The organism is Brevundimonas sp. ZS04 (genome assembly GCF_001956865.1).
GTDB lineage: Bacteria > Pseudomonadota > Alphaproteobacteria > Caulobacterales > Caulobacteraceae > Brevundimonas > Brevundimonas diminuta.
The window spans coordinates 227,872-251,496 of record NZ_MTHE01000004.1 but is presented as its reverse complement, the minus strand read 5'-3'; the positions used below and the strand labels follow the sequence as shown (position 1 = coordinate 251,496).

The following is a 23,625-nucleotide window of genomic DNA, read 5'->3' as shown; positions in this document are numbered from 1 at the left end:
CGCTTCTGATCCCAAGCCGGGGGGACGAACCGCAAGCGGAGACGCTTATGGACGACGCCTATTCGGTCCAGACCACCGCCGCCGACACCAACGACCAGGACGGGCTTGAAACCCTGATGGCGCTGAAGGACGGCGACGCCTTCCTGGTCGCCGATCACTGGGGAGACGTGAAGTCGGGCGCCGACGGCCTGTTCGAGCGGGACACGCGGCTGCTGTCGCGCTTCGTCCTGACGGTCGGGCGGGCGCGGCCGTCGCGGCTCAGTTCGGGCGTGACCAAGGACAACGTCTTCTTCACCTGCCATTCCACCAACCGGCCCCTGCCGCCGATGGGCGGGCGCTCCGCCCCGGCGGGGGTGCTGCATCTGGAGCGGCGGCGCTTCCTGTGGGACCGGCGGCTGTTCGAGCGTGTGCGGATGGTCAACCACGGCGTCGAGGACATCCTGCTGCCGCTGACGTTCGAGTTCGACGCCGACTTCGCCGACATCTTCCAGGTGCGCGGCACGGTGCGGGCACAGCGCGGCGAGATCCATCCGCCGGTGATCGACGGGCGGCGCGTGACCTTCAGCTACACCGGCCTGGACGGCGTGGGACGGACGAGTTGCCTGGCGTTCTCAGAGCCGCCCGCGCGCCTCAGCGCCAATCGGGCCGAGTTCATGTTCAGCCTGCCGCGCGGCCGCAGTCTGGACCTGTTCGTCGAGTGCGGTCTGGACGCCTGCGAACAGCCGGACGAGGCGCGCTGGCGCTGGCACGCCATTCTGGCGCGGCTGGCCATGCGACGACGGCTGCGTCGCGGCGCCATCGTCGAGGGCGGACGCAACCAGGGCTTCAACGACTGGCTGCGGCAGTCGAGGGCCGACATCGCCCTGCTCGTCACCGACCTGCCGACCGGCCCCTATCCCTATGCGGGGACGCCGTGGTTCTCGACCCCGTTCGGGCGCGACGGCATCATCACCGCCTGGCAGATGCTGTGGATCGACCCCGGCCTGGCCAAGGGGGTGCTGACCTATCTGGCCTCGCGTCAGGCGACTGAGACCAACGCCTTCATGGACTCCGCCCCCGGCAAGATCATGCACGAGACGCGCGGCGGCGAGATGAGCGTGCTGGGCGAGGTGCCCTTCGGCCTCTACTACGGCGGGGTCGACACCACCTGTCTGTTCATCGCCCTGGCCGGAGCCTACGCCAAGCGCACCAACGACTATGGGACCATCCGCGCCCTGTGGCCCCATCTGATCGCGGCGGCGGGCTGGATGAGCGACTACGGCGACAGCAACGGCGACGGCCTGATCGACTACGCCCGCGCGGCGGACACCGGCCTGTCGAACCAAGGCTGGAAGGACTCTGAAGACTCCATCTTCCACGCCGACGGCCGTTTTCCCAAGGGGCCGGTCGCCCTGCTGGAGGTCCAGGGCTACGCCTTCGCCGCCTGGAAGGCCCTAGCCGAGATGGGCGCGGCGCTGGGCGACGGCCGCGCCGTCGAATGGGCGGCGCGGGCAGAGGCGCTGCGCGCCCTGGTCGAGGACCGCTACTGGATGGAGGACGAGGGCTTCTACGCCATCGCCCTGGACGGCGACGGGGAACAGTGCCGCGCCGTCGCCTCCAACGCCGGGCACCTGCTGTTCATGGGCCTGCCCTCGCATGAGCGGGCGCGGCGGGTGACGCGACGGATGCTGACGGCCGAGTTCCGTTCCGGCTGGGGCCTGCGCACCCTGGCCAAGGGACAGGCGCGCTATAACCCGATGAGCTATCACAACGGCTCGGTCTGGCCGCACGACACGGCCCTGGCGGCGGCGGGGATGGCCCGTTACGGCGAGCGACACGCGGTCGCCATGCTGCTGGGCGAGATCTACGGCTCGGCCGCCCATTTCCAGATGCGCCTGCCCGAATTGTTCTGCGGCTTCGTGCGCGAGACGGGCGAGCCGCCCATCGCCTATCCGGTCGCCTGCCTGCCCCAGGCCTGGGCGGCGGGGTCGGTCTTCCTGATGATGCAGTCGGTGCTGGGCCTGAGCATCGACGCCGCCGAGGGCCTGGTCGAGGTCAACAATCCCACCCTGCCCGCCGGGCTGGACCGGCTGTCGATCACGCGGCTGAAGGTCGGCGACGGGGTGATCGACCTGCATTTCCAGCGTCTGAAAGGCCACGTCGTGGTCATGCCGCGCGAACGTAGCGGCGCGGTGAACCTGAGGGCGACGGGCTAGGCCGCGCTCAACCCGCGCTCCAGCGCCTTCCTGAACACGGTCGGCAGGGCCTTCGCCGCCTCAGCCGCTGTCGTCCACAGAAAGTCGCCCTGCCCTTCGGCCACATGCACCTCCAGCGTCAGGCTGAAGTGGGTGAAGACGTGTTCGACCGATCCGGCCGCCCGCCAGTCGCCTTCCATCGGCGGAGCAAAATCCGGCGCCGCGCTCCAGTCCGAGGTCGGCAGGCCCGCCATGCCGCCTAGCAGCCCCTTGTCCGGCCGCCGCACCAAAGCGACGCGCCCCGTCGCGTCGGTCAGCACATAGGCGTGGCCGCGCCGATGCGGCCGCTCGGCCTTCTTCGTCTTCAAGGGATAACGTTCGGGCGCCCCTGTCTTCAGCGCCTCGCAGCCGAAAGTCAGAGGACACTGATCGCACAGCGGCGACCGAGGCCGACAGACGCCCGAGCCGAGATCCATCAGCGCCTGCGCCCAGTCGCCGGGTCGGTGGTCGTCGACGAACAGGGCGGCCAGGCGGCGCAGCTCGGGCCGCGCGGCGGGCAGCGGAGTCTCGACCGCGAACAGACGGCTCATCACCCGCTCGACATTGCCGTCGACGACGTTGGCGGGCCGGTCGAAGGCGATGGCGGCCACGGCGGCGGCGGTGTAGGCGCCCACTCCCGGCAGGGCCAGCAGCTCGGCCTCGGTCTGCGGGAAGGCGCCGCTGTGATCCGCCGCCACGGCGCGGGCGCAGGCCAGCAGATTGCGCGCGCGGGCGTAGTAGCCCAGCCCCGCCCAGGCGGCCATCAGTTCGGCGTCCTCGACGGCGGCCAGGTCGCCCACCGTCGGCCAGCGCGTGGTGAACCGCTCGAAATAGGGGGCGGCGTGCGGCACCGTCGTCTGCTGCAACATCACTTCGGACAGCCAGACGCGATAGGGGTCGGTCTTCGCCTCAGCCCCCGGCGGCGCGCGCCACGGCAGGCTGCGCGCATGGGCGTCATACCAATCGAGCAGGGCGGCGCGGAGAGAGGGGACGTCGGTCATCGGTCAGGCTATATAGGACGAATGCGTCGTCCCCTGCCCACCGAAAGCGAAGCGCGCCAGATCCTGGCGCAACGGCGCACGCGTCCCGCTCCGCGCCCGCCGCCTCCGGCTGGTCGGTCGCTGGCGCCGCTGATCAAGAAGCTGGACGCCCAGTTCGGGCGCGGCGCCTCGGCGCTGGAGCCGCGCTGGGTCGAGATCGTGGGCGAACGTCTGGCCCGCGTCACCCGCCCGCAGAAGCTGACCAAGGGGCGCGGCAATGCAGGCGGGACGCTGGAACTGCGCGTCGCCGGCCCCGCGGCCCTGCTGGTCCAGCATCAGTCGGCCGACATCATTCAGCGCGTGAACCTGTTCCTGGGCGCAGGCTCGGTCGAGAAGCTGCGCATCGCCCAGGGGCCGGTGAAGCCTCTGCCCGCTTCGGGCGCCAAGCCCCGCCCGCGCGGCCGCGCCGTCCTGCCGCCCCTCCCCGCCGCGACGGAAGCTGAACTGAACGCTTCGGTGGAGGCGGCGCCCGACAGTCTGAAAGCAGCCCTGGGCAAGCTGGGCCGCGCCGTGCTGTCGCAGCCTCCACGCGACGAGGGGCGTTGACAAACCTTCGCCATCGGCGTTCTCGACATTCAGACGATTTCGCCTGCGCGCACGAATCGCGCGACGTTTCTGAATCTCATTTCTGACAAGGACCAGCCGATGGCCCCGATCTTCAAATACGCCGCCATGAGCCGCCGCGCGGCCCTGTCCGCCGCAGCCCTGGCCTCGATGGCCGTGCTGGCGGGCTGCTCGGCCGGCGGCGCTGGCGGCGAGGTCGAAGGCGACATGGCCAAGGGCGCCCCCGAAGGCGCCAAGGTCACGGTCGTGGAGTACGCCTCGGTCACCTGCGGCCACTGCGCCGTGTGGAATGAAGAGGTCTGGCCCGAGTTCAAGACGAAGTACGTCGACAACAACAAGGTCCGTTTCGTCTTCCGCGAATTCCCGACCCCGCCCCAGGACATCGCCGTCGCCGGCTTCCTGATCGCGCGCTGCGCCGGTCCGGACAAGTATTTCGACGTCGTCAGCGACATCATGGCCAGCCAGAAGGAATGGCAGGCGGGCGTCGCGCCGCGCACCACCCTGTTCCGCGCCGGTCAGGCGGCAGGCCTCAGCGAGCAGCAGATCAACGACTGCATCCGCGACAAGGCCGCCATCGAGGCCATGGAGAAGCGCATCCAGGCCGGCATCAGCGCCGGCGTGACCGGCACGCCCTACTTCACCGTCAACGGCGTGAAGGTGGCGGACAGCTCGCTGTCGGGCCTGTCGGAAGTCATCGACGCCGAGCTGGCGAAGTAAGTCGTCCAAACGGGAGGAGGGGGCGGACATGATGAAACGTGCAGCGGTCGTCGGCATGGCGGCCATGGCTTTGATCTTGTCCGCCTGCAACCAGAGCGGCGGAAGCGGAGCGGCGGCGACGCAGGGCGATATGGCCATGGGCGCGGCCGAGGGGGCCAAGGTCACGGTGGTTGAGTACGCTTCTACCACCTGCGCCGGGTGCGCCGCCTGGAATGAGACAGTCTGGCCTGACTTCAAGGCCAAATATGTCGACAACAACAAGGTTCGTTTCGTTTTCCGGGAGTTCCCCACTCCGCCCCAAGATGTTGCCGTGGCGGGGTTCCTGATCGCCCGCTGCGCCGGAGACGATAAGTATTTCGAGGTCGTCGACCACCTGATGCGGGCGCAGACTGAAATGCGCAACGGCGTCCCGCCGCGCGAGATACTGCTACGCACCGCCCAGGCCGCTGGCCTCAGCGAAGCCCAGTTCCAAGAGTGCACCACCGACAAGGCCGCCGTCGCCGCCCTGGAACAGCGTATCAAGCAGGCGTCGGCGGCAGGCGTGACCGGTACCCCGACCTTCATGGTCAACGGCCAAATCGTGACCGACAACTCCCTGTCCGGTCTGTCGGCCAGCATCGATCCCCTGCTATAGAATCCGCATGACTGTTCGCCTCCTGCACCTTCTGTCAATCGTGGCCCTAGCCAGCCTGAACACCGCTCCAGTCCTGGCGCTCGATCCGGCTATGACGCGCGCCTCCGCGACGGCGGCCGTGCCCGCTGTCACGGCGGCGGACCGCGTGATGGGCCAGGCCGATGCGCCGGTGACGGTGATCGAGTACGCCTCCTTCACCTGCAGCCATTGCGCCCATTGGACCAACGACATCCTGCCGCAGTTCAAGGCCCGCTATATCGACACGGGCAAGGTGCGGCTGGTGTTCCGCGACATGCCGACCCCTCCGGCGCAGATCGCGGCGACGGCGGCGGGCATCGCGCGCTGCGCCGCTCCGAACCGCTTCTTCGACGTGGCCCACAGCCTGATGAGCGGTCAGGCCGCCGCCTTTGAAAAAGGCGACGCCCGCGACTGGTTCGCCGCCGCCATCGCCGCCAGCGGCCGCACTCAGGAGCAGATCGAAGCCTGCATGAAGAACCCCGCGACCAGCCAGGCCCTGCAGGCCGAGGTCGACGGCGCCGTGGCGGCGGGCGTGACGGGCACCCCCTCCTTCTTCGTCAACGGCAGGCGGATCAGCGACCATTCGCTGGAGGCCCTGTCGGCGGCCATCGACCCGCTGATCCGGGCGCGCTGATCGAGACGCGATGCAGTTCCAGCGCCTCCGGCTCGTCGGCTTCAAATCCTTCGTCGACCCGGCCGAGGTGCAGATCGAGGCCGGGCTGACCGGCATTGTCGGGCCGAACGGCTGCGGCAAGTCGAACGTGCTGGAAAGCCTGCGCTGGGTCATGGGCGCCAACTCGGCCAAGGCCATGCGCGGTCAGGGCATGGAGGACGTGATCTTCGCGGGCGCCGCGGGCCGTCCGCCGCGCAACCACGCCGAAGTCCAACTGACCATCGACAACGCCCAGAAGCGCGCGCCCCAACCCTTTACCGACAGCCCCGTGCTGGAAGTCTCGCGCCGCATCGAGCGCGGGCGAGGTTCGACCTATCGCATCAACGGCAAGGAGGTGCGGGCGCGCGACGTGCAACTGCTGTTCGCCGACGCCTCGACCGGCGCCAACAGCCCGGCGCTGGTGCGTCAGGGCCAGATCAGCGAACTGATCGCCGCAAAGCCGCAGAACCGCCGCCGCATCCTTGAAGAGGCCGGGGGCGTGGCGGGCCTGCACACCCGGCGCCATGAGGCGGAGCTGCGGCTGCGGGCGGCCGAGACCAACCTCGACCGGCTGGACGACATCGGCAAGGAGTTGGAGTCGACGCTGAACCGGCTGAAGCGCGAGGCGCGTCAGGCAGAGAAGTACAAGAAGATCTCCGCCGAGATTCGCGCCCTGCAGGCGGCCTTGCTCTACGTCCGCTGGACCGACGCCAAGGCGGCGGCCGAGACGGCGGCGGCCGAACTGCGTGAGGCCGACCGGCTGGTCGCCGAGACGACCACGGCGGCGGCGGCGGCCCAGACGGCGGCCCTGAACGCGCAGGAGGGCCTGAAGCCAGCGCGGGAGGAAGACGCGGTCGCCACCGCCCTGCTGAACCGAGCCATCATCGAACGCGACCGGCTGGACATGGCCGAACAGGCCGCCCGCGCCGAGGTCGACCGCCTGAAGGCCGAGGTCGCCCGCATCGAGGCCGACCGCGTGCGCGAGGACGGCATGGCCGCCGACGCCGGGCGCGAGCTGGAACGACTGGACCGGGAACTGGAGAAGCTGAAGGCCGAGATCGCCGCCGCCCCCGAGCGCGGGCCAGAGCTGGAACGCGCCCTCTTGGAAGCCGAAGACGCGCGCAAGGCTGCCGACGCCGAGGTCGAACGACTGGCCGGAACGCTGGCCGCCATCGAAGCCCGCGCCAACGCCGAAAGCGCGCGGAAGCGCGACGCCGAGGCCCGGCTGGCGCGCGTGAAGGGCCAGCACGAACAGGCCCGCCGCGAACGCGGGGCGCTAGGCCCGCTGGAGACGCCCGAGATCGAAACGGCCAGGGCGGCGCTGGAGACGGCGCAAACCGACCTCGCCGCCGCGCGCGAGGCCGTCGAGGCCGCCGAGGCCAAACGCAGCGACATCGCCCGCGCCGAGCAGGAGGCCCGCACGGCCGCCCGCGCCGCCGAGGACCGGCTGGGCCGCCTGCAGACCGAGGCGCGCGGGCTGGCGCAACTGCTGGTCACGGGCAAGCGCGAACATCCCCCAGCGCTGGATCAAGTGTCGGCCGCCAAGGGGTATGAGGCCGCGCTGGCGGCGGCGCTGGGCGATGATCTGGACGCCGCGCTGGACGCCCGCGCCCCGGCGCACTGGGCGGGCGCCGACGCCGCGCCGCCGGACTGGCCGAAGGGCGTCGCGCCCCTGTCCGCCCATGTGACCGCGCCGGATCAGTTGGCGGCGCGTCTGGCCTTCTGCGGCGTGGCCCCGCGTGAGCGGATCGTCGAACTGGCCCGCGCCCTGCCGCGCGGCGCGCGCCTGACGACGGTCGAGGGCGACCTCTATCGCTGGGACGGCTTCGTCAGCCGCGCCGAGGCGCCGCGCCCCGCCGCCGTACGTCTGGCCCAGCGCACCCGCCTGTCGGAACTGGAAGCCGAGATCGACCTCGGCAAGCCCGCGCTGGAGACGGCGCAAGGCGCGCTGAAGGCGGCGGGCGAAGCCTTCCGCGCCGCCGAGGAAGAGGTGAAGGCCGCGCGCCTGCGCCCCTTCACGCTGGACAAGCAGGTCGTCTCGGCGCGCGACCGGCTGGAATCCCTGATGCGCGATCAGGCCCGCAAGGAGGCCCGCGCCCAGTCGCTGGACGAGACCGTCGCCCGACTGGACGGCGAAGTGCAGGAGGCCGAGGCCGCCTTCGCCGAGGCCAGTTCGGTGGAATCGTCCTCTGACGTCGTGGTCGGTCTGCGTCAGGAGCTGACGGAGGCGCGCGGCGGGGCCGAACGCGCCCGGCTGGCGGCGCAGGCCGCGCGCTCGACCCGCGACGAGGAGGCCCGCGATCGCGCCATGCGCGAGCAAAGGCTGGGCAGTCTGACCCGCGCCCGCGAGGGCTGGGTCACGCGATCCGGCGACAGCGCCGCGCGCCTCAAGACGCTGGAGCGCGACGCCGAGAAGGCGCAACTCGCCCTGACCAAGGCCGAGGCCGCGCCCGCCGGTTTCGCCGAGCAGCGCAACGCCCTGATGGACTCTCTGGCCGAGGCCGAGAAGCGCAAGCAGTCGGCGACCGACGCCGTGGCCGTCGCCGAGGCAGGCGCGCAGGAGGCCGACCGCGCCGCGCGCGCCGCCGAAACGGCCGCCTCTCAGGCCCGCGAGAGCCGGGCGGGCCTTCACGCCCGCGCCGAGGCGGCCGCCGAGAAGCTGGCCGAAAGCGCCGCCAACATCCGCGAGACGGCGCAGATGTCGCCCGAGGAACTGGGCAGGAAGCTGACCGACGACGCCATCGCCCGGCCGCCCGACGCGGCAGGCGCCGAGAGCCTGCTTTACGGCCTTGAACGCGAGCGCGAGGCGCTGGGCGCCGTCAACCTGCGCGCCGAGGAAGAGGCGGCCGAATACGGCGACCGGCTCAGCGCCATGAAGACCGAGCGCATCGACCTGACGCAGGCGATCGCCAAACTGCGCGACGGCATCGACGAACTGAACGCCGAGGGGCGCGAGCGGCTGATCGCCGCCTTCGACGTCATCAACACCAACTTCAAGACCCTGTTCGAGGCCCTGTTCGGCGGCGGTCAGGCCGAGTTGAAGCTGGTCGAGAGCGACGATCCGCTGGAGGCGGGTCTGGAGATCTACGCCTGTCCGCCCGGCAAGCGGCTGTCGGTGATGAGCCTGATGTCGGGCGGCGAGCAGGCTCTGACGGCGGCGGCGCTGATCTTCGGCGTCTTCCTGGCCAATCCGGCGCCGGTCTGCGTGCTGGACGAGGTGGACGCTCCGCTGGACGACGCCAATGTCGACCGCTTCTGTCGGATGCTGCACGAGATGCGCAGCCGCACCGACACCCGCTTCATCGTCATCACCCACAACCCGGTGACCATGAGCCGGATGGACCGCCTCTACGGCGTCACCATGCCCGAACGCGGCATGAGCCAGCTGGTCAGCGTCGACCTGCAACAGGCCGAAGAGATCGTCACGGCCTGACCTGGAGGCGCAGGGTCGAAGCGGACGCGAAAAACAGAGTCCAATTCGTCTGAATCGTCTGAAATCGGCGCGGTCGTCTCCTTGTCAGCCCGCGCCGTCGTCGGCGTGCTGAGGAGTATGCGGGATGGCTAGAGAACGGCCGGTCGATCCCGTCCAGTCGAGACAAAGGCCTAGGAATTCAAAGCCTCGACCAGCGTCATTGCGATGGCTGACGAGAGGCGCGGTTCAGCGTTTCCTGCGCCGCATGGCCTCTCGCACATCCGCCAACGCCGGGCCGATCAGGAACCAGGGCTCGATGCAGTAGCGGGTGAACAGCCGCTTGGGATCGGCGAACAGGCGGAACAGCCATTCGACGCCCAGCCGTCCCATCCAGCGCGGGGCGGCCTTCTGAACCCCGGCCTCATAGTCGAAGGCGGCGCCGACCGGCAGGATCGGAACCGGCGGCAGGGAGGCCAGATTGTCCGCGATCCACAGTTCTTGGCGCGGCATGCCCATGCCGACGAACAGCACGTGCGGGGCGAAGTCCTTGATCGCCGCCAGAACCGCCGTGTTGCCCAACGACCCCGGCGTGGCGTCGAAATAGCCGCTGAGCCCCTTCACCATTGCGCCCGGATAGCGGGTCGTCAGTCGCCGCGCCGCCTCTTCGGCCACGCCGTCCTCGCCGCCGACATAGAGGACGCGCCAGCCTTTGCGGTCGGCCAGGCTCCAGAAATGATCGCGCCAGTCCAGATAGGTGCAGCGGTGCTGCGGACGCGCCGGATGCCCCAGCAGACGGGCGAAATGGATCAGCGGCGTCGAGTCCAGCTCGATCAGATCGGCCGCGTCGTACAGGCGCCGCATCCCCGGCGTGCGCCGGATCAGATAGAGGCTGTGCAGATTGTGGTTGGCGACGACGCTCTGCACGCCCGCCTCGACGCTGCGTTCGACGTGCAGCAGCACCTCTTCAGGACGCACCAGGTCGACCGGCTCGCCCAGCAGGGTGATGCGTTCTTCCGGACGGCGCGTCTGACGAAACGGCGCACGAACCCGTCGCCGCCGATCAGGCGGAGGGCCGGAAGGATCGAAACCGGAAGGCGCGTGGTACATGACGTCTGTCTAGCGCAGCCGTTTCAACGGCGGGTATGCGGACAGGGTTAACCGCCGCCGCTCGTTCGGTCATGTAAAAGGACGTCATCTTGCCCCTCGCCCTGCTGTTGACCGCCGCCCTCGCCGCCGCGTCCGCCCAGGAGACGCCCGAGATGGAGTTGGCCCTGACCGGCGTGGGCCGGTTCGCGGTCTTCGCGGATCGGGCCTCGATCATGCCCGACGGCGACGGCGTGCGGATGCGGTCCCTGCAGGTCAGCGAAGAAGACATGATGATCGGCGGCGTCGCCTATGTCGGGGGCTGGTCCTGGTGGCGGTTCGACTGCGCCGCGCGCACGGCTGACCGTCTCGACTTCGCCTCCCTGCGCGCCGACGGGACGGAAGGGCCGCGCACCGCCGAAACCGCCCCGCCCTACGCCATCGCCCACGGCGGCGACGCGGACGAACTGGCCGCCGTCGCCTGCGGCTCAGTTCGCCCCGAGACGTTCGCCTCCAGCGCGGCGGAGGCCGTGCTCATCGGCCGGGCGCGAATGACGGAAGACTGACCCTCTGCATTGACCTTCTGACAGCAAAACGCCCGCCCTTCGACCGAAGAGCGGGCGCTTCATGTCTTGGTCGCTGAGTAGAATTACTTACGCGACGCGCGGGCCGGCTTACGACCGCCTTGGCCCAGACCCATCTGCTTGGCCAGTTCCGAACGCGCCTTGGCGTAGTTCGGGGCGACCATGGGATAGTCTTTCGGCAGACCCCACTTGGCGCGGTATTCCTCGGGGCTCATGTTGTATTTGGTGCGCAGGTGACGCTTCAGCGACTTAAACTTGCGGCCGTCTTCCAGGCAGATCAGGAAGTCAGGCGTGATCGACTTGCGAACCGGGACCGCCGGTTCCTGGGGCTCGGGCTCGGGCTCGACCGGAGCCACCGAAACGCCCGACAGAGCGGCGTGGATCTGAGCGATCAGACCCGGCACGGCGTCCGCCGAAACGGTGTTGTTGCTGACATAGGCCGACACGATGTCAGCGGTCATCTCGAGCAGTTCGGGTTTTTCTTCCATCTGCATCAGCCTCTTGCATGCCCCATTTTCAATCGACTGATCTGAATCGACCTGCCGTCGATCAGTTTCATACTTATGTTTCACATTGAAAGCAATGCAACGCGCGTTGCTCGCTTATGAAGCGAAATCAACGCCTGAATTCAGCTCGCACAGGAATGGCGATTTCAACGACCGAAGTTATCCGCCAAGGCGAGAGCCGCCGCACGCTCTGGCGCCGAGTATTCGTCGACCGCCTGGTCTTCCCCGTCACGGATCGCACGCAACAAGGCCGGCGTCAGGGCCGATGACAGCGACCAGTTCCAGTAACGCAGCACTGTCTGAGCGCGATCGACCGCCAGCATTTCATAGGTCAGTTGAACACGATCCCAGTCGGGATGCGCCGCGCCGTCGGCGGTCGTCTCAGGCCGCCGCATGGATCGCCACAAGGCCCGAAGATTTGGCCGCGTCAGCCCTGTCGCCTTACACAGTATAGCTACGGGTTCTCCGCCAGGATCGCTCATGATCTTGGCGGCGGTCAGCGGTTTGACGCCTGACAGATAGCCGATCTCGCTGACCAGTTCGCGCGACAGGCCCTGCGCGGCGGCCGCCGCCACGGCGGCTTCAAGATCAGCAAAGGGGCTCTTCTCAATCGCGGCGCGGTTTCTCTGGCGCCGTTCGATGAACTGAAGGGCCTTGCGCGCCACGGGATCATCCCAGCCCTCGGCCGCCGCCATGGCGAAGACGTCCTCGACGCTGGTCTGCATCACTTCGCGCGAGACGGCGAACCGTTGCAGGATGACGCGTCGCTCGTCCGGCCCGCACCACCAGAACATGACATAGGCGCCGGAGGGTCTTAACTCGTGTCGCTTCAGCAAGGCCGCGCACAGGTCGCGCGACGAGCGGCTGAGGGCGATCACGCCCTCAAGGCTGGTCTGGGTCAGACGGGCGGAGGGGTTGGCCAGTACGGCGGCGATCACCGCCTCCTCGCCCCAGCTCAGAAGGGTGTCCGTCACGGCCTCGGACAGGTCGCGCCGCGTCGCCATCATCAGTCGATGCTGGATCGTGGCGTCTCGCGCGCAGCCGATCAGGTCCGCATCCGACAAGGCGGCGCAGTCTTCCAGCAAGGGCGCCGCCACCTGAGGCTCGTCACGAATGAGCAGGCGCTTCAGCGCATCCGGCAACTCGCCCGAGGAGGCCAGGCGCAGGGACACGCGACGACGTTCCTCTAGCGGCGCCGGGCGCAGGACATCGACCAGAAGATCGCCGGCCACCGCCCGCTCGAACGCATTGATCCGGCTGGCGGGCAGGCTGACGACATCGGCCAGCCGGCGCAGCAGCACCTGCCGCGCCGTACGGCCGCGCGGCGCGTGCGTATCTTCCAAACTGGCCTGGATCTCGCCCATGCCCGCAGCCTAGACGCCAGCGGTTAACCAGCAGTGCAGTTGCGGGGCCCGGACGCGCCGTTACAGCCCTTCGAACAGGGCCGTCGACAGATAGCGTTCGGCGAAGCTGGGGATGATGGCCACGATGGTCCGGCCCGCATACTCATCCTGGGCCGCCAGGCGGAAGGCCGCCGTCAGGGCCGCGCCCGAGCTGATGCCGACCGGGATGCCTTCCTCGCGCGCGGCGCGGCGGGCCATGTCGAAGGCGTCCTCGTTCGTGACCTGCTCGACGCCGTCGATGACCGCGCGGTCGACCACCGCGGGGACGAAGCCCGCGCCGATGCCCTGAATCTTGTGCGGACCGGGAGCGCCGCCCGACAGCACGGGCGAGGCCGTCGGCTCGACCGCGATCATCTTCACCGAGGGCTTCTTCGCCTTCAGCGCATGGCCGACGCCGGTGATGGTGCCGCCGGTGCCGACGCCGGACACCACCACGTCCACGGCGCCCGCCGTGTCGTTCCAGATCTCCTCGGCCGTCGTGGCTTCATGGATGGCGGGGTTGGCCAGGTTCTCGAACTGGGCCGGGCTGACCGAGCCGGGGATTTCCGCCAGCAGTTCCTCGGCGCGGGCGATGGCGCCCTTCATGCCCTTTTCGGCGGGCGTCAGTTCCAGCCGCGCGCCCAGCAGGGCCAGCATCTTGCGCCGCTCGATCGACATGCTCTCGGGCATGACCAGGATCAGCTTATAGCCCTTGGACGCCGCCACGAAGGCCAGGGCGATGCCGGTGTTGCCGCTGGTCGGCTCGATCAGAGTGGCGCCCGGCTTGATCTTGCCCAGTTGCTCCAGCGCCTCGACCATGGCCACGCCGATGCGGTCCTTGACCGAGGCGATCGGGTTGAAGAACTCCAGCTTGGCCAGAACCGTGGCCTTGGGCTGCAGCGCCGCCGTCAGATTGGGCAGCCGCACCAGGGGGGTGTCGCCGATGGTGTCGACGATGCTGTCATAGACCCGGCCCCGGCCCGCCTTCTTGTGGCGGCTGGCGTCATAGGCGGCTTGAGAAGCGTCGGACATGGGAAGGTCTCCGTGCGGCGATGTCGGCTCAACAGATAGGCCTTATACGCCGCGAGCAAAGCAGACCCGCGCAGGAATTCTGACGCAGGCTTTAGATGATCTCATCGCACCAGGGCGCGACGGGCGGGATCGAAGGGCAGAACTTCGCGGATCGAGATCAGGGTCTTGAAGGCGCGGACGCGCGCGTCGTCGTTCAGCATCTCGCGGGTGAAGACCTCATAGGCCTCCATCGTCGGCACCACGACATAGAGGATCAGGTCGGTGTCGCCCGTCACATACCAGGCGGCCTGAACCTCCGGTCGGGCGGTCAGCTTGTCGATCAGCGCGTCCAGCACGGCGGTGCCTTCGCGCTCCATCTCGACCAGGACGTGCATGGTCAGGGCGCGGCCCAGTCGGGCCGGGTCCACCACGGAGACGTCGGCGATGATGACGCCCTCGTCGCGCAACCGCCGCAGCCGCCGCGACACCGCCGATTCCGACAGGCCGACCTTTTCCGCCAACACGCGCGCGGGCTGAAGATTGTCGCGCCGGACCAGGGCCAGCAGTCGGCGATCGAAAGAATCGAGATCGATGTTTTCTTGCATCTGATACAAACATACGCCTGTTTCTTGCGTCATGGCAGGTGAAATCAGCGAGAAACACAGACGGGTTTTGGCTAGGTTCCGCGCCATGTCCTCCCTGACGCTCGCCCTTCGCACGCCGCGCATCGCGGCCATCCTGCCCTATCTCGCCCTGATCGGCGGGATGGTGTCGCTTTCGGCCGGCACCTCCTTCGCCAAGACGCTGTACCCCATGGTCGGACCGGCCGGGACGGCGGCCCTGCGCGTGGGACTGTCGGCCCTGTTCCTTCTGCTGGTCTTCCGCCCCTGGCGCAGCGCCTTCACGCGCAGCGACCTGCGCGCCCTGGCCGTCTACGGCGGCGTCATGGGGCTGATGAACCTCAGCTTCTACATGGCGCTAAACACCATTCCGCTGGGCGTCGCGCTGGCGATCGAGTTCATGGGACCGTTGTCGGTCGCCCTGTTCAACTCGCGCCGCCTGATCCATTTCGTCTGGGTCGGCCTGGCGATCCTGGGCCTGGGCCTGCTGTTGCCGCTGGACGGCAGCGTGGCGACGCTGGACCCGGTCGGCTGCGCCTATGCGGCGGCGGCGGCGGTGTTCTGGGCGGGCTACATCGTCTTCGGCAAGCGCGTCAGCCACCTGCCCAGCGGCGCGACGGTCGCCATCGGCATGTCCGTGGCGGCCATGACGGTGGTGCCGTTCGGCATCGCCGGCGCGGGCCTGGCCCTGTTCGACCCGAGGATCCTGGTCCTGGGTCTGGTGGTCGCCCTGGTGTCCAGCGCCCTGCCCTATACGCTGGACATGATCGCCCTGCGCCACATTCCCAAGCGCACCTTCGGCGTGGCGGTCAGCGGCGATCCGGCCATCGGCGCCCTGGCCGGGCTGTTCGTCCTGGGCGAGCACCTCAGCACCCTGCAATGGCTGGCCATCGCCGCCATCATCACCGCCTCGGTCGGCGCGGTGCTGACCTCGCCTTCCGATGAGGCTCAGCCGCTGCAAGATCCGGCCGCCCCCGCCTGACGACAGACGCGCGCCCATGAAGTTCCTGCTGTCCCGGCTGCAACGGCCGGTCCCCAACCTGATCGCCTGCCTGGTGTTCGGCGCCGTGCTTGCCCTGTTGATGCGGGGCGCGGTGAAGCTGCTGTTCTAAACTCTAGAACTCCGTCCATTCCTCAACCGCCGGGCCGTTGACCACGGCGCGCAGGCGAGCGCGCTGCGCCTCCAGCGCCGGCGGCGGGCCGCCGCGCTTCGCCAGCTCGCGCACCACGCCGTCGTCGGCGCCCGTGCGGAAGCGACCGACCAGTTCGGCCAGATGCTCGGCCTCGGTCTTCAGATTGGCCGCCGCCGCCGTCGTCTGCTCGACCATGGCGGCGTTCTGCTGGGTGACCTGATCCATCTGGTTCACCGCCTGATTGACCTGGCCCAGGCCCGAGGCCTGTTCTTGAGCCGATGCGGCGATCGCAGCGACCAGGGCGTCCATCTCATCGACCTGCTCCGCGATCGTCTCCAGGGCGCGGCCGGTCTCGGCGACCAGTTCGACGCCCTGCGCCACCTCGGCGCCCGAGGCGGCGATCAGGGTCTTGATCTCCTTGGCGGCCTCGGCCGAACGCTGGGCCAGGGCGCGCACCTCGGAGGCGACCACGGCGAAGCCGCGCCCGCTGTCGCCCGCCCGCGCCGCCTCGACCCCGGCGTTCAGGGCCAGAAGATTGGTCTGGAAGGCGATCGCGTCGATCACGCCGACGATGTCGCTGATCTCGGCCGAGCGGCGGCTGATGCCGTCCATGGCGGCGACCGCCCGGCGCACGACCTCGCCCGAGCGATCCGCCTCGGCGTGGGCCTGAGAGGCGACGGACGCCGCCTGACGAGCGCCCTCGGCGCTGCGCTGAACGGTGGCGGTGATCTGATCCAGCGCCGCCGCCGTCTCTTCCAGACTGGCCGCCTGCTGTTCGGTGCGGCGCGACAGGTCGTCCGACGCCCGGCTGATTTCATCCGAACCGCCGCGCAGCGTCGTCACCGCCGCCAGCACCTGCTCCAACGCCGTCCTGAGACTGGCCACAGCGCCGTTGAAGTCGACCTTCACGGCCTCATGGGCGCCTTCCATCTCCTGTTCGATGGCGGCGCGCAGATCGCCGTCCGACAGACGCGAAAGCTGTTCCGCCAGGGCGCCGACCAGTTCCGCCTGCGCCGCCTCGACCGCGAGACGATCCCGCTCGGCGCGCCGCGAGGCCTGTTCGGTCTCAGTGATGTCGACAGCCAGCTTGACCACCTTCAGCGGCCGCCCCGCGTCGTCCAGCACGGGGTTGTAGGAGGCCTCAAGCCAGACCTCGCGCCCGCCCTTGGCCATGCGCCGGAACTTGCGGGCGACGAAGCGCCCCTCGTTCAACTCGCGCCAGAAGGCGGCGTAGTCCGGCGCCGCCGCCTCGGCCGGGTCCATGAACATCCGGTGATGCTGGCCCCGGATCTCGTCCAAGCCGTAGCCCATGGTCTGCAGCAGATTGTCGTTGGCGTCGCGGATCGTGCCGTCCAGGTCGAACTCGATCACCGCCTGGGATCGTCCGATCGCCGCCATGCGGCGGTCCAGCTCCTCAAGCCGCAGCTGGTCCGCAGCCTGTTTCACGCGACGACTTCCACTGAACATCCGAACCGCTCCCCTTCAGAACAACGGTGATGACCCAGACCCGCCTGCGGATAGTAGCGATACCAATGGTTTCATAATTATTATAAAACACGCATAGATTGATATTCCGGCCGCATTTCATCGCCCGTTAACCATGATGGCGCATGAGCGTGTGGATCGGCTGCGCCTCTTGCGGCCAAGGGGCCCTCTTTGCGCAATCTCGTCGCCGCCGTTGAAGCGATCGACCCGCTGGTCGTCACCGGCAAGGTGGCGGGCGTCAGCGGCCTGTTGATCGAGTCGCGCGGCGGACTGTCCCGCCTCGCCGTCGGCGCGCGCGCCGAGATCGAGCGGCGCGGCCAGCCCCCTCTGCCCGCCGAGGTCGTCGGCTTTCGCGAGGCCAAGGCCCTGTTGATGCCCTTCGGCCCGGTCGAGGGGGTGGCGCCGGGCGCCGACATCCGCATCATCGACGCCGCCGCCAGCGTGCGCCCGACCGCCGCCTGGCTGGGCCGCATCATCGATTCCTTCGGCGAGCCGATCGACGGCCTGGGGCCGTTGACGCCGGGCCTCGTCCCCTACCCCCTGCGCGCGCCGCCGCCGCCGGCCCATTCGCGCGGCCGGGTGGGCGAGCGGCTGGATCTGGGCGTGCGGGCGATGGACGTCTTCACCACCACCAGCCGGGGCCAGCGCCTGGGCATCTTCGCCGGTTCGGGCGTGGGCAAGTCGGTGCTGCTGTCCATGCTGGCGCGTCAGGCGACGTGTGATGTCGTCGTCGTCGGCCTGATCGGCGAACGGGGCCGCGAGGTCCGCGAGTTCATCGAGGAGACTCTGGGCGAAGAGGGGCTGAAACGCGCCGTCGTCGTGGTCGCCACCTCAGACGAGCCGGCGCTGAAAAGGCGTCAGGCGGCCTATATGACCATGGCCGTGGCCGAGTTCTTCCGCGATCAGGGGCTTGAGGTGCTGTGCCTGATGGACAGCGTCACCCGCTTCGCCATGGCCCAGCGCGAGATCGGCCTGGCCGCGGGCGAGCCGCCGACGACCAAGGGCTACACCCCCACCGTCTTCACCGAACTGCCCAAGCTGCTGGAGCGCGCCGGGCCGGGGCCGATCCGGCCGGACGGGACCGAGGCGGGGCCGATCACCGCCCTATTCACCGTGCTGGTGGACGGGGGCGACCATGACGAGCCGATCGCCGACGCGGTGCGCGGCATCCTGGACGGCCACATCGTCATGGACCGCAAGATCGCCGAGCGCGGCCGCTTCCCCGCCATCGACGTGCTGAAGTCCGTCAGCCGCACCATGCCCGGCAACCAGTCTCCGCCCGAGCGCGAACTGAACCGCCGCGCGCGCCAGTGTCTGAGCGCCTATTCCAACATGGAAGAGCTGATCCGCATCGGCGCCTATCGCACCGGGGCCGACCCCATCGTCGACCGCGCCATCGCCCTGAATCCGGCCCTGGAAGGTTTCTTGACCCAGGACAAGGACGACGTGACGCGCCTGGCCGACAGTTTCGACAGACTTGAAACCATCCTGAACCAGGGCATGGTGGACCAATGATCACGGGAGACGACGCATGACGGCCTGGGCCCAATCCCTGATCCGCATCTCCAACTATGAGGTCGAGACGCTGCAGAAGCGGCTGGCCGAAATCAGCGCCCGCAAGGCCGAGGCCGAAATGCGCGTCGCCGTGCTGGACGCCGAGGCTGAGGTCGAGCGTGACAACGCGCGGCACGATTCGTCCTCCGGCATGATGTTGCAGGCCTATCTCAACGGCTGGAAGCAGCGCCGCGCCGACGCCGAGGCCGAGGTCGCCGCGATCGCCGCCGAGGAAGAAGGCGCCCGCGACGCCCTGACCGGCGCCTTCGAGGAGTTGAAGAAGTTCGAGCACGTCGCCGAGACCACCCGGCTGAACAAGCTGACGGCCGCCGCCAAGCGCGAGGCCGCCGCCTATGACGAAATGGGCCTGCGTCGCCGCGCCGAGGGCTAGACGTGATCGACCGTCGCGCCCTGCTGGCCTCGACCCTCGCGCTTGCCTCCTGCGGCGCGGGCGAGGCGCCCGCCACGCCGCCGACCGGCCCTGTTCGGCCGCTGAAAGCCGTCGCCCCCTTCCCGGTCGGAACCGTCGCCATGTCCGGCCAGCTGTCGGATCAGGACTGGTTCCGGCTGGTCTCCACCCACTTCTCCCAGCTCACGCCCGAGTGGGAGATGAAGATGGAGTACATCCTCCAGAAGGACGGCTCCCTGCGCTTCGACGCGCCGGACCGCATCGCCTATTTCGCGCGCGATCTGGACATCCGCCTCTTCGGCCACGCCCTGATCTGGTACGCGCAGGACCACCCGTGGTTCACCGCCCTTGTCGACGACCGCCCGCGCTTCATCGCCGAGCATGACCGCTATATCGCCGAGGTGGCCGGGCGCTGGCGCAGTCAGATCGTCGGCTGGGACGTGGTCAACGAACCGGTCGAGGATGACGGAAGCGGCTATCGCGACTGCGTCTGGAGCCGGGGCCTGGGCGGCGTGGACGCCTATATCATCCGCGCCTTCGAACAGGCGCGCATCGCCGCGCCTGAGGCGACCCTGTTCCTGAACGACTACAACCTGGAGAACACGCCCAAGAAGGGCGCGGCCTTCCTGCGTCTGGTCGAGCGGCTGCTGAAGGCGGGCGCCCCGGTTCAGGGCATCGGCATCCAGTCCCACCTCGACATCGAAATCCCCAAGGGCCGGATCGCCGCCTTCATGAATGAGGCCCGCCAGTTCGGCCTGCCCATCCATGTCTCCGAACTGGATGCGTCGCTGAAGCGCGGCGGCCGGATGCCGGACCTGCGTTCCCGCGCCCAGCGCCGCGAGCAGCAGACGGCGCGCGTGGCGGAACTGGCCGAGGCCTTCATGAGCCTGCCCCCCGCACAACGCTTCGCCTTCACCGTCTGGGGCGTGCGCGACAGCGATTCCTGGCTGCGTCGCGGCGAGAACGACGACGGCCGGGACAGCCCCCTGCTGTTCAATGATGAGGGGCAGCCGAACCCGCTGTTCGGCGTCCTGTCCGGCGCGTTCGACGCCTGACGACGAAGGAAAAGGGGTGCGGAACGCAAGTCCCGCACCCCCTATATGTCCCGACCGACGAACGGTCCCCCCTCGAAGAGAAGGCGACGCCTACAGGCTGATCGGGTTGATCACCCGGACCGGCTGGCCCGCTTCCAGGCCCAGTTCGGCATAGGTCCAGCTGACCGTCACGCCCTCGGGCGCGAGGGCGCGGCACACGTCAGGCGTGCGACGCACCAACTTCAGCTCAGCCGGATCAGAGTCCTTGATCTGCACTTCGAAACTGGACGCCTCGGTGCAGCCGTTGGACCCGACCACGACGTTCAGGCGCTGGCCGTCGAAGTCGACGCGGCGCACCGCCTCCACGACTTCCGTCTTGGCCATATTGGGCTCCGTGACGACCGAAACCTTCTCGCCGCCCCCATTGGAATAGATGACGCAACCGCCCAGCAAGGGCAGCAGGGCGACGGCGGCCAGCAGAGCGCCGCGCATCAGGCGCCTTCCGCCGGCGGCGTGTGGATGACGCGCGTGGTCGGCTTCTCAGTGGCGATGATGATGCAGCCCGACAGAGCCGGCGCGGCGACAGCCGCCAAGGCCAGGGCGATGATGATGCGGCGCATGAGACGCGTCCCTTTTTTTAACTTGGCCGCACCCTGCCAGCGCCGGGTCGCAGGGTCATGTGAATAATCGGCAAGGATCGCCGCCCGTCACGCGGCTGTCGCCGTCTCCTCCAGGTCGATCCAGGCCGCGCCGTGGTGCAGGGCGTCGGCTTCGGGTTGGGGCCGGCCGAGCAGGTAGCCCTGCACCTCATTGCAACCCTGGGCGCGCAGGAAGGCCAACTGCTCGGCGGTCTCGACGCCTTCGGCCAGCACCGGGATCGACAGGCTTTCGCCGATGGTCAGAACGGCGCGGATGATGGCCCGCGACTGCGGCGCCTCGCCGTCCAGTTCGGTCATGAAGGAACGGTCCAGCTTGATCTTGTCGAAGGGGAAGGCCTTCAGCGTCGACAGCGAGGAATAGCCCGTCCCGAAGTCGTCCATGGCGATGGTCACGCCCAGCGCCTTCAGCTGACGCAGCACATGGGTGGTGCGCGCCATGTCGGTGATCATGGCCGTCTCGGTGATCTCCAGCTCCAGGCGCGACGGCGCAAGGCCGGTCTCCAGCAGGATCTGATGCACCAGACGAGGCAGATCGACGTGGCTCAACTGCACCGGCGACAGGTTGACCCCGATGCGATGCGGCTCCTCCCAGGCGGCGGCCTGGCGGCAGGCCTGACGCAGCACCCACTCGCCGATCGGCAGGATCAGGCCGTTCTCCTCGGCCACGGGGATGAAGTCGGCCGGCGAGATGTAGCGGCCTTCATCGTTCTTCCAGCGCAGCAGGACTTCATAGCCGGTGGCCTTGCCGGTCTCGACCGAGGCCTGGACCTGATAGTGCAGCTCGAACCGCTCATTCTCGAGCGCCTCGCGCAGGGCCTGGGTCACGCGACGGCGGGCGCGGACCGCCTGGTCCATGTCCGCCTCATAGAAGCAGACGTCCTGGGTCAGCGACGCCTTGGCCCGGTACATGGCCAGGTCGGCGTTGTTGATCAGGGTGGACACGTCCTGGGCGTCTTCCGGCCACAGCGAGACGCCGATGCTGGCGCCGCACGACACGTCGGCATGGTCGAGCGTCACGGTCTGGATCACGGCCTGGCGCAGGCGCTCGGCCACCGCGCGGGCTTCGTCGCGGGTCGCGACCGAGGCCAGGGCCAGGAACTCGTCGCCGCCCTGGCGCGCGATGAACTCGCCCTCGCGCAGGGCGCCCTTCATGCGTTCGGCGATGATGCACAGAAGCTGGTCGCCGACCGCGTGCCCGTACAGATCGTTGACCTCCTTGAACCGATCCAGGTCCAGGGCGAACAGGGCCAGGCTCTCGCCCTCGGCCGCCGTCTGCTTCTGGCGCGTCAGCCGCTCCAGGAAGGAGGCTCGGTTGGGCAGGCCGGTCAGGCTGTCGTTGCGGGCCAGGTGGGCGATGCGACGTTCCTGGGCCATGCGGGCGCGCAGGTCGCGCACGGCGTAGATCATGGTGCGGCCGCGCGCCGTCAGGTCGCGCCGGGCCGACAGTTCGACGGGAATCTCCTGACCGCCGGCCATCAGAATGGTCTGGGTCACAGCGCCGTCGTCGAGACGGTGGGCGTCCTGCACCCAATCCCCCAGATCGGCGCCGATCAGGCTGTCACGGTCGGTTCCGGCCAACTCGGCCAGGACTTCGTTGACGGCCACGATGACGCCGTCGCGTTCGATCGCCATGCCGTCGACGCCGGTCTCCAGCAGGTACTGCAGCCGCTCGCGGTTCAGCGCCAGGGCTTCCCGATCCAGGGCGTGGCTGGCGGCGCCGGCGCCCAGCACCAGCAGACCGACGCCGGCGACGCCCAGCGCCAGCACATGGCGCGCGTCCTCGCCCGTCAGCATGCCGTCCAGCGGTCCCAGCGGAATGACGGTCATCGCCGCCATGGCCGTGAAGTGCAGGCAGACGATGCCCAGCACCATGGCCGCCCCGCCCTTCAGCCGCGCGAAGCGTTCTTCGGTCGAGGCCAGGCGGAAGGCCAGGGCGCCGAACGCCACCGAACCGATAATGGAGACCGCCAGATAGACGGCCGACCAATGCACCACGCCCTCGACCGACAGGGCGGCCATGCCGACGAAGTGCATCCCGGCCACAGCCATGCCGAACAGGGCGCCGCCCGCCTCGACGGAGAAACGGCGGCGCATGGAGGCCGTCGCCAGGGCCAGGCCGACGCCCAGGACCGCCACCGCCAGGGAGACGCCCGTCAGCATCGGCTCATAGGCCGTCTCGACGCCCGGTCGATAGGCGATCATGGCCACGAAATGGGTGCACCAGATCGTCGCCCCGCCCGCGACGGCGCCCAGGAACAGCCACGACACACGCGACAATCCCCCGTTTTCACGAACGCGCCGCAACAGTCCTGTTGTGATGAAGCTGCCCAGCAGGCAGATCAAGGCAGCCAGGGCGACGAGCCCCAGATGGTGCTCGTCAGTCAGACAGGTCAGGACACGCATGGAAGACGCCGTAGGGAATAGGGAGTCTGATGTCCTAAAAGCCAAGGCGTTAACCCTGGCTGTCTCGATATGAATAACGAAAATTGAAAAAAGCGGCCCTTAAGCCGCTTCAGCCTCTACTGGCTGACGGCCGCGGCCTCGCCGTCCATCATGTAGGGATTGTTGACCAGAACGTTGGCGCCGGGCGGAAGGCCCAGTTCCTTGAAGGTCCATTCCATCTGCACCCCGCCCCGGACCGGACGGCTGCAGCGATCCTCGTCCAGACGACGCAGGGTGATGACCGCCGAATCCTTGAGCTGGGTGATGAAGGGCTTGACGTCGCTCTTGTCGGTGCAGCCGTTCGAGCTGACGCGGAACACGGCCAGATCGCGGGTGAAGGCGGCGGCGTGGATCGGCTCCAGCTGCCCCGGCATGCCCTCGGTCCGCACCAGGGCGCCCGGCTTCGAGGCGCACCCGGCCAGGGCCGCGACAGACAGCCCCACGGCAACGCAGAAAGCGATCCGATATCTCAT

Annotated in this window: 22 protein-coding genes; 11 read left to right on the top strand and 11 right to left on the bottom strand. The window is 68.9% G+C overall.

All coding sequences use genetic code 11. The features are described 5' to 3' along the window. Nucleotides 1-47 precede the first annotated feature (47 nt). On the top strand, nucleotides 48-2,195 hold the full coding sequence (locus tag BJP32_RS07650) for a glycogen debranching N-terminal domain-containing protein (protein ID WP_046651641.1): 2,148 nt from the start codon (nucleotides 48-50) through the stop codon (nucleotides 2,193-2,195). On the opposite strand, the gene mutY is transcribed toward BJP32_RS07650, so the two are convergent. Then, nucleotides 2,192-3,214 carry an A/G-specific adenine glycosylase gene (gene mutY, locus BJP32_RS07645; protein ID WP_046651642.1) on the bottom strand — a complete coding sequence of 341 codons (1,023 nt, stop codon included), beginning with the start codon at nucleotides 3,212-3,214 and terminating at the stop codon, nucleotides 2,192-2,194. The two genes, BJP32_RS07650 and mutY, sit on opposite strands and share 4 nt — an antisense overlap. Nucleotides 3,215-3,235: 21 nt before the next feature. On the opposite strand from mutY, the gene BJP32_RS07640 reads away from it, so the two are divergent. The 5 genes from BJP32_RS07640 (at nucleotide 3,236) to smc (ending at nucleotide 9,271) form a co-directional block, all read left to right on the top strand. After that, nucleotides 3,236-3,799: a DUF721 domain-containing protein gene (locus BJP32_RS07640; RefSeq protein ID WP_046651643.1), complete on the top strand. Its 564-nt coding sequence runs from the start codon at nucleotides 3,236-3,238 to the stop codon at nucleotides 3,797-3,799. 99 nt (nucleotides 3,800-3,898) lie between these two features. Then, the gene (locus BJP32_RS07635) at nucleotides 3,899-4,534 is read left to right on the top strand and encodes a thioredoxin domain-containing protein (protein WP_003163571.1); all 636 of its coding nucleotides are present in this window, start codon (nucleotides 3,899-3,901) and stop codon (nucleotides 4,532-4,534) included. 28 nt (nucleotides 4,535-4,562) lie between these two features. Then, nucleotides 4,563-5,168 (top strand): thioredoxin domain-containing protein, encoded by a 606-nt coding sequence (locus tag BJP32_RS07630; RefSeq protein WP_046651644.1) that lies wholly within the window; start codon nucleotides 4,563-4,565, stop codon nucleotides 5,166-5,168. 7 nt (nucleotides 5,169-5,175) lie between these two features. After that, nucleotides 5,176-5,820 carry a DsbA family protein gene (locus BJP32_RS07625; RefSeq protein ID WP_052747926.1) on the top strand — a complete coding sequence of 215 codons (645 nt, stop codon included), beginning with the start codon at nucleotides 5,176-5,178 and terminating at the stop codon, nucleotides 5,818-5,820. Between the two features lie 10 nt (nucleotides 5,821-5,830). Further along, entirely contained in the window at nucleotides 5,831-9,271 is a 3,441-nt protein-coding gene (gene smc / locus BJP32_RS07620; RefSeq protein ID WP_046651646.1) for a chromosome segregation protein SMC, read from the top strand. 225 nt (nucleotides 9,272-9,496) lie between these two features. On the opposite strand, the gene BJP32_RS07615 is transcribed toward smc, so the two are convergent. Then, nucleotides 9,497-10,357: a WecB/TagA/CpsF family glycosyltransferase gene (locus BJP32_RS07615; protein WP_003163575.1), complete on the bottom strand. Its 861-nt coding sequence runs from the start codon at nucleotides 10,355-10,357 to the stop codon at nucleotides 9,497-9,499. An 89-nt stretch (nucleotides 10,358-10,446) separates the two neighbouring features. Here BJP32_RS07615 and BJP32_RS07610 point away from each other — a divergent pair, with 89 nt between their 5' ends. Beyond that, nucleotides 10,447-10,899 (top strand): hypothetical protein, encoded by a 453-nt coding sequence (locus BJP32_RS07610; protein WP_083673925.1) that lies wholly within the window; start codon nucleotides 10,447-10,449, stop codon nucleotides 10,897-10,899. Nucleotides 10,900-10,982: 83 nt separating this feature from the next. On the opposite strand, the gene BJP32_RS07605 is transcribed toward BJP32_RS07610, so the two are convergent. The 4 genes from BJP32_RS07605 to BJP32_RS07590 form a co-directional block, all read right to left on the bottom strand. Next, complete coding sequence (locus tag BJP32_RS07605) at nucleotides 10,983-11,405, bottom strand: MucR family transcriptional regulator (protein ID WP_040344688.1); 423 nt, start codon at nucleotides 11,403-11,405, stop codon at nucleotides 10,983-10,985. A gap of 164 nt (nucleotides 11,406-11,569) precedes the next feature. Further along, entirely contained in the window at nucleotides 11,570-12,787 is a 1,218-nt protein-coding gene (locus BJP32_RS07600) for a DUF2336 domain-containing protein (RefSeq protein WP_076223527.1), read from the bottom strand. A gap of 60 nt (nucleotides 12,788-12,847) precedes the next feature. After that, a complete protein-coding gene (gene cysK / locus BJP32_RS07595; RefSeq protein WP_076223525.1) occupies nucleotides 12,848-13,837 on the bottom strand; it encodes a cysteine synthase A in 990 nt (329 codons plus the stop codon). 101 nt (nucleotides 13,838-13,938) lie between these two features. Then, nucleotides 13,939-14,421: an Lrp/AsnC family transcriptional regulator gene (locus tag BJP32_RS07590; RefSeq protein ID WP_003163583.1), complete on the bottom strand. Its 483-nt coding sequence runs from the start codon at nucleotides 14,419-14,421 to the stop codon at nucleotides 13,939-13,941. Nucleotides 14,422-14,506: 85 nt separating this feature from the next. Between BJP32_RS07590 and BJP32_RS07585 the strand changes: the two genes are divergently transcribed. Next, nucleotides 14,507-15,418 (top strand): DMT family transporter, encoded by a 912-nt coding sequence (locus tag BJP32_RS07585; protein ID WP_040344449.1) that lies wholly within the window; start codon nucleotides 14,507-14,509, stop codon nucleotides 15,416-15,418. Nucleotides 15,419-15,551: 133 nt separating this feature from the next. Here BJP32_RS07585 and BJP32_RS07580 read toward each other — a convergent pair whose 3' ends face one another. After that, complete coding sequence (locus tag BJP32_RS07580) at nucleotides 15,552-17,036, bottom strand: PAS domain-containing methyl-accepting chemotaxis protein (protein WP_076223523.1); 1,485 nt, start codon at nucleotides 17,034-17,036, stop codon at nucleotides 15,552-15,554. Nucleotides 17,037-17,225: 189 nt separating this feature from the next. Here BJP32_RS07580 and fliI point away from each other — a divergent pair, with 189 nt between their 5' ends. The 3 genes from fliI to BJP32_RS07565 are packed head-to-tail and all read left to right on the top strand — an operon-like array spanning nucleotide 17,226 to nucleotide 20,072. Next, entirely contained in the window at nucleotides 17,226-18,569 is a 1,344-nt protein-coding gene (gene fliI, locus BJP32_RS07575) for a flagellar protein export ATPase FliI (RefSeq protein ID WP_076223521.1), read from the top strand. Nucleotides 18,570-18,585: 16 nt separating this feature from the next. Beyond that, nucleotides 18,586-18,999 (top strand): flagellar FliJ family protein, encoded by a 414-nt coding sequence (locus BJP32_RS07570; protein WP_076223519.1) that lies wholly within the window; start codon nucleotides 18,586-18,588, stop codon nucleotides 18,997-18,999. A 2-nt stretch (nucleotides 19,000-19,001) separates the two neighbouring features. Continuing rightward, nucleotides 19,002-20,072: an endo-1,4-beta-xylanase gene (locus BJP32_RS07565; protein ID WP_046651653.1), complete on the top strand. Its 1,071-nt coding sequence runs from the start codon at nucleotides 19,002-19,004 to the stop codon at nucleotides 20,070-20,072. 90 nt (nucleotides 20,073-20,162) lie between these two features. On the opposite strand, the gene BJP32_RS07560 is transcribed toward BJP32_RS07565, so the two are convergent. From BJP32_RS07560 to BJP32_RS07550, 4 genes are all read right to left on the bottom strand, one after another. After that, complete coding sequence (locus BJP32_RS07560; protein WP_003163589.1) at nucleotides 20,163-20,543, bottom strand: hypothetical protein; 381 nt, start codon at nucleotides 20,541-20,543, stop codon at nucleotides 20,163-20,165. Continuing rightward, a complete protein-coding gene (locus BJP32_RS17820) occupies nucleotides 20,543-20,671 on the bottom strand; it encodes a hypothetical protein (protein WP_003163590.1) in 129 nt (42 codons plus the stop codon). The genes BJP32_RS07560 and BJP32_RS17820 overlap by 1 nt, the downstream gene beginning before the upstream one ends. Nucleotides 20,672-20,758: 87 nt before the next feature. Then, nucleotides 20,759-23,113 carry a bifunctional diguanylate cyclase/phosphodiesterase gene (locus tag BJP32_RS07555; RefSeq protein ID WP_076223517.1) on the bottom strand — a complete coding sequence of 785 codons (2,355 nt, stop codon included), beginning with the start codon at nucleotides 23,111-23,113 and terminating at the stop codon, nucleotides 20,759-20,761. A 116-nt stretch (nucleotides 23,114-23,229) separates the two neighbouring features. Beyond that, on the bottom strand, nucleotides 23,230-23,625 hold the full coding sequence (locus tag BJP32_RS07550) for a hypothetical protein (protein ID WP_046651848.1): 396 nt from the start codon (nucleotides 23,623-23,625) through the stop codon (nucleotides 23,230-23,232).

Coding starts and splice junctions, on each gene's coding strand:
- BJP32_RS07650 (WP_046651641.1), top strand. CDS start 48: ATGGACGACGCCTATTCGGTCCAGACCACCGCCGCCGACACCAACGAC.
- mutY (WP_046651642.1), bottom strand. CDS start 3,214: ATGACCGACGTCCCCTCTCTCCGCGCCGCCCTGCTCGATTGGTATGAC.
- BJP32_RS07640 (WP_046651643.1), top strand. CDS start 3,236: ATGCGTCGTCCCCTGCCCACCGAAAGCGAAGCGCGCCAGATCCTGGCG.
- BJP32_RS07635 (WP_003163571.1), top strand. CDS start 3,899: ATGGCCCCGATCTTCAAATACGCCGCCATGAGCCGCCGCGCGGCCCTG.
- BJP32_RS07630 (WP_046651644.1), top strand. CDS start 4,563: ATGATGAAACGTGCAGCGGTCGTCGGCATGGCGGCCATGGCTTTGATC.
- BJP32_RS07625 (WP_052747926.1), top strand. CDS start 5,176: ATGACTGTTCGCCTCCTGCACCTTCTGTCAATCGTGGCCCTAGCCAGC.
- smc (WP_046651646.1), top strand. CDS start 5,831: ATGCAGTTCCAGCGCCTCCGGCTCGTCGGCTTCAAATCCTTCGTCGAC.
- BJP32_RS07615 (WP_003163575.1), bottom strand. CDS start 10,357: ATGTACCACGCGCCTTCCGGTTTCGATCCTTCCGGCCCTCCGCCTGAT.
- BJP32_RS07605 (WP_040344688.1), bottom strand. CDS start 11,405: ATGGAAGAAAAACCCGAACTGCTCGAGATGACCGCTGACATCGTGTCG.
- BJP32_RS07600 (WP_076223527.1), bottom strand. CDS start 12,787: ATGGGCGAGATCCAGGCCAGTTTGGAAGATACGCACGCGCCGCGCGGC.
- cysK (WP_076223525.1), bottom strand. CDS start 13,837: ATGTCCGACGCTTCTCAAGCCGCCTATGACGCCAGCCGCCACAAGAAG.
- BJP32_RS07590 (WP_003163583.1), bottom strand. CDS start 14,421: ATGCAAGAAAACATCGATCTCGATTCTTTCGATCGCCGACTGCTGGCC.
- BJP32_RS07585 (WP_040344449.1), top strand. CDS start 14,507: ATGTCCTCCCTGACGCTCGCCCTTCGCACGCCGCGCATCGCGGCCATC.
- BJP32_RS07580 (WP_076223523.1), bottom strand. CDS start 17,036: ATGTTCAGTGGAAGTCGTCGCGTGAAACAGGCTGCGGACCAGCTGCGG.
- BJP32_RS07570 (WP_076223519.1), top strand. CDS start 18,586: ATGACGGCCTGGGCCCAATCCCTGATCCGCATCTCCAACTATGAGGTC.
- BJP32_RS07560 (WP_003163589.1), bottom strand. CDS start 20,543: ATGCGCGGCGCTCTGCTGGCCGCCGTCGCCCTGCTGCCCTTGCTGGGC.
- BJP32_RS17820 (WP_003163590.1), bottom strand. CDS start 20,671: ATGCGCCGCATCATCATCGCCCTGGCCTTGGCGGCTGTCGCCGCGCCG.
- BJP32_RS07555 (WP_076223517.1), bottom strand. CDS start 23,113: ATGCGTGTCCTGACCTGTCTGACTGACGAGCACCATCTGGGGCTCGTC.
- BJP32_RS07550 (WP_046651848.1), bottom strand. CDS start 23,625: ATGAGATATCGGATCGCTTTCTGCGTTGCCGTGGGGCTGTCTGTCGCG.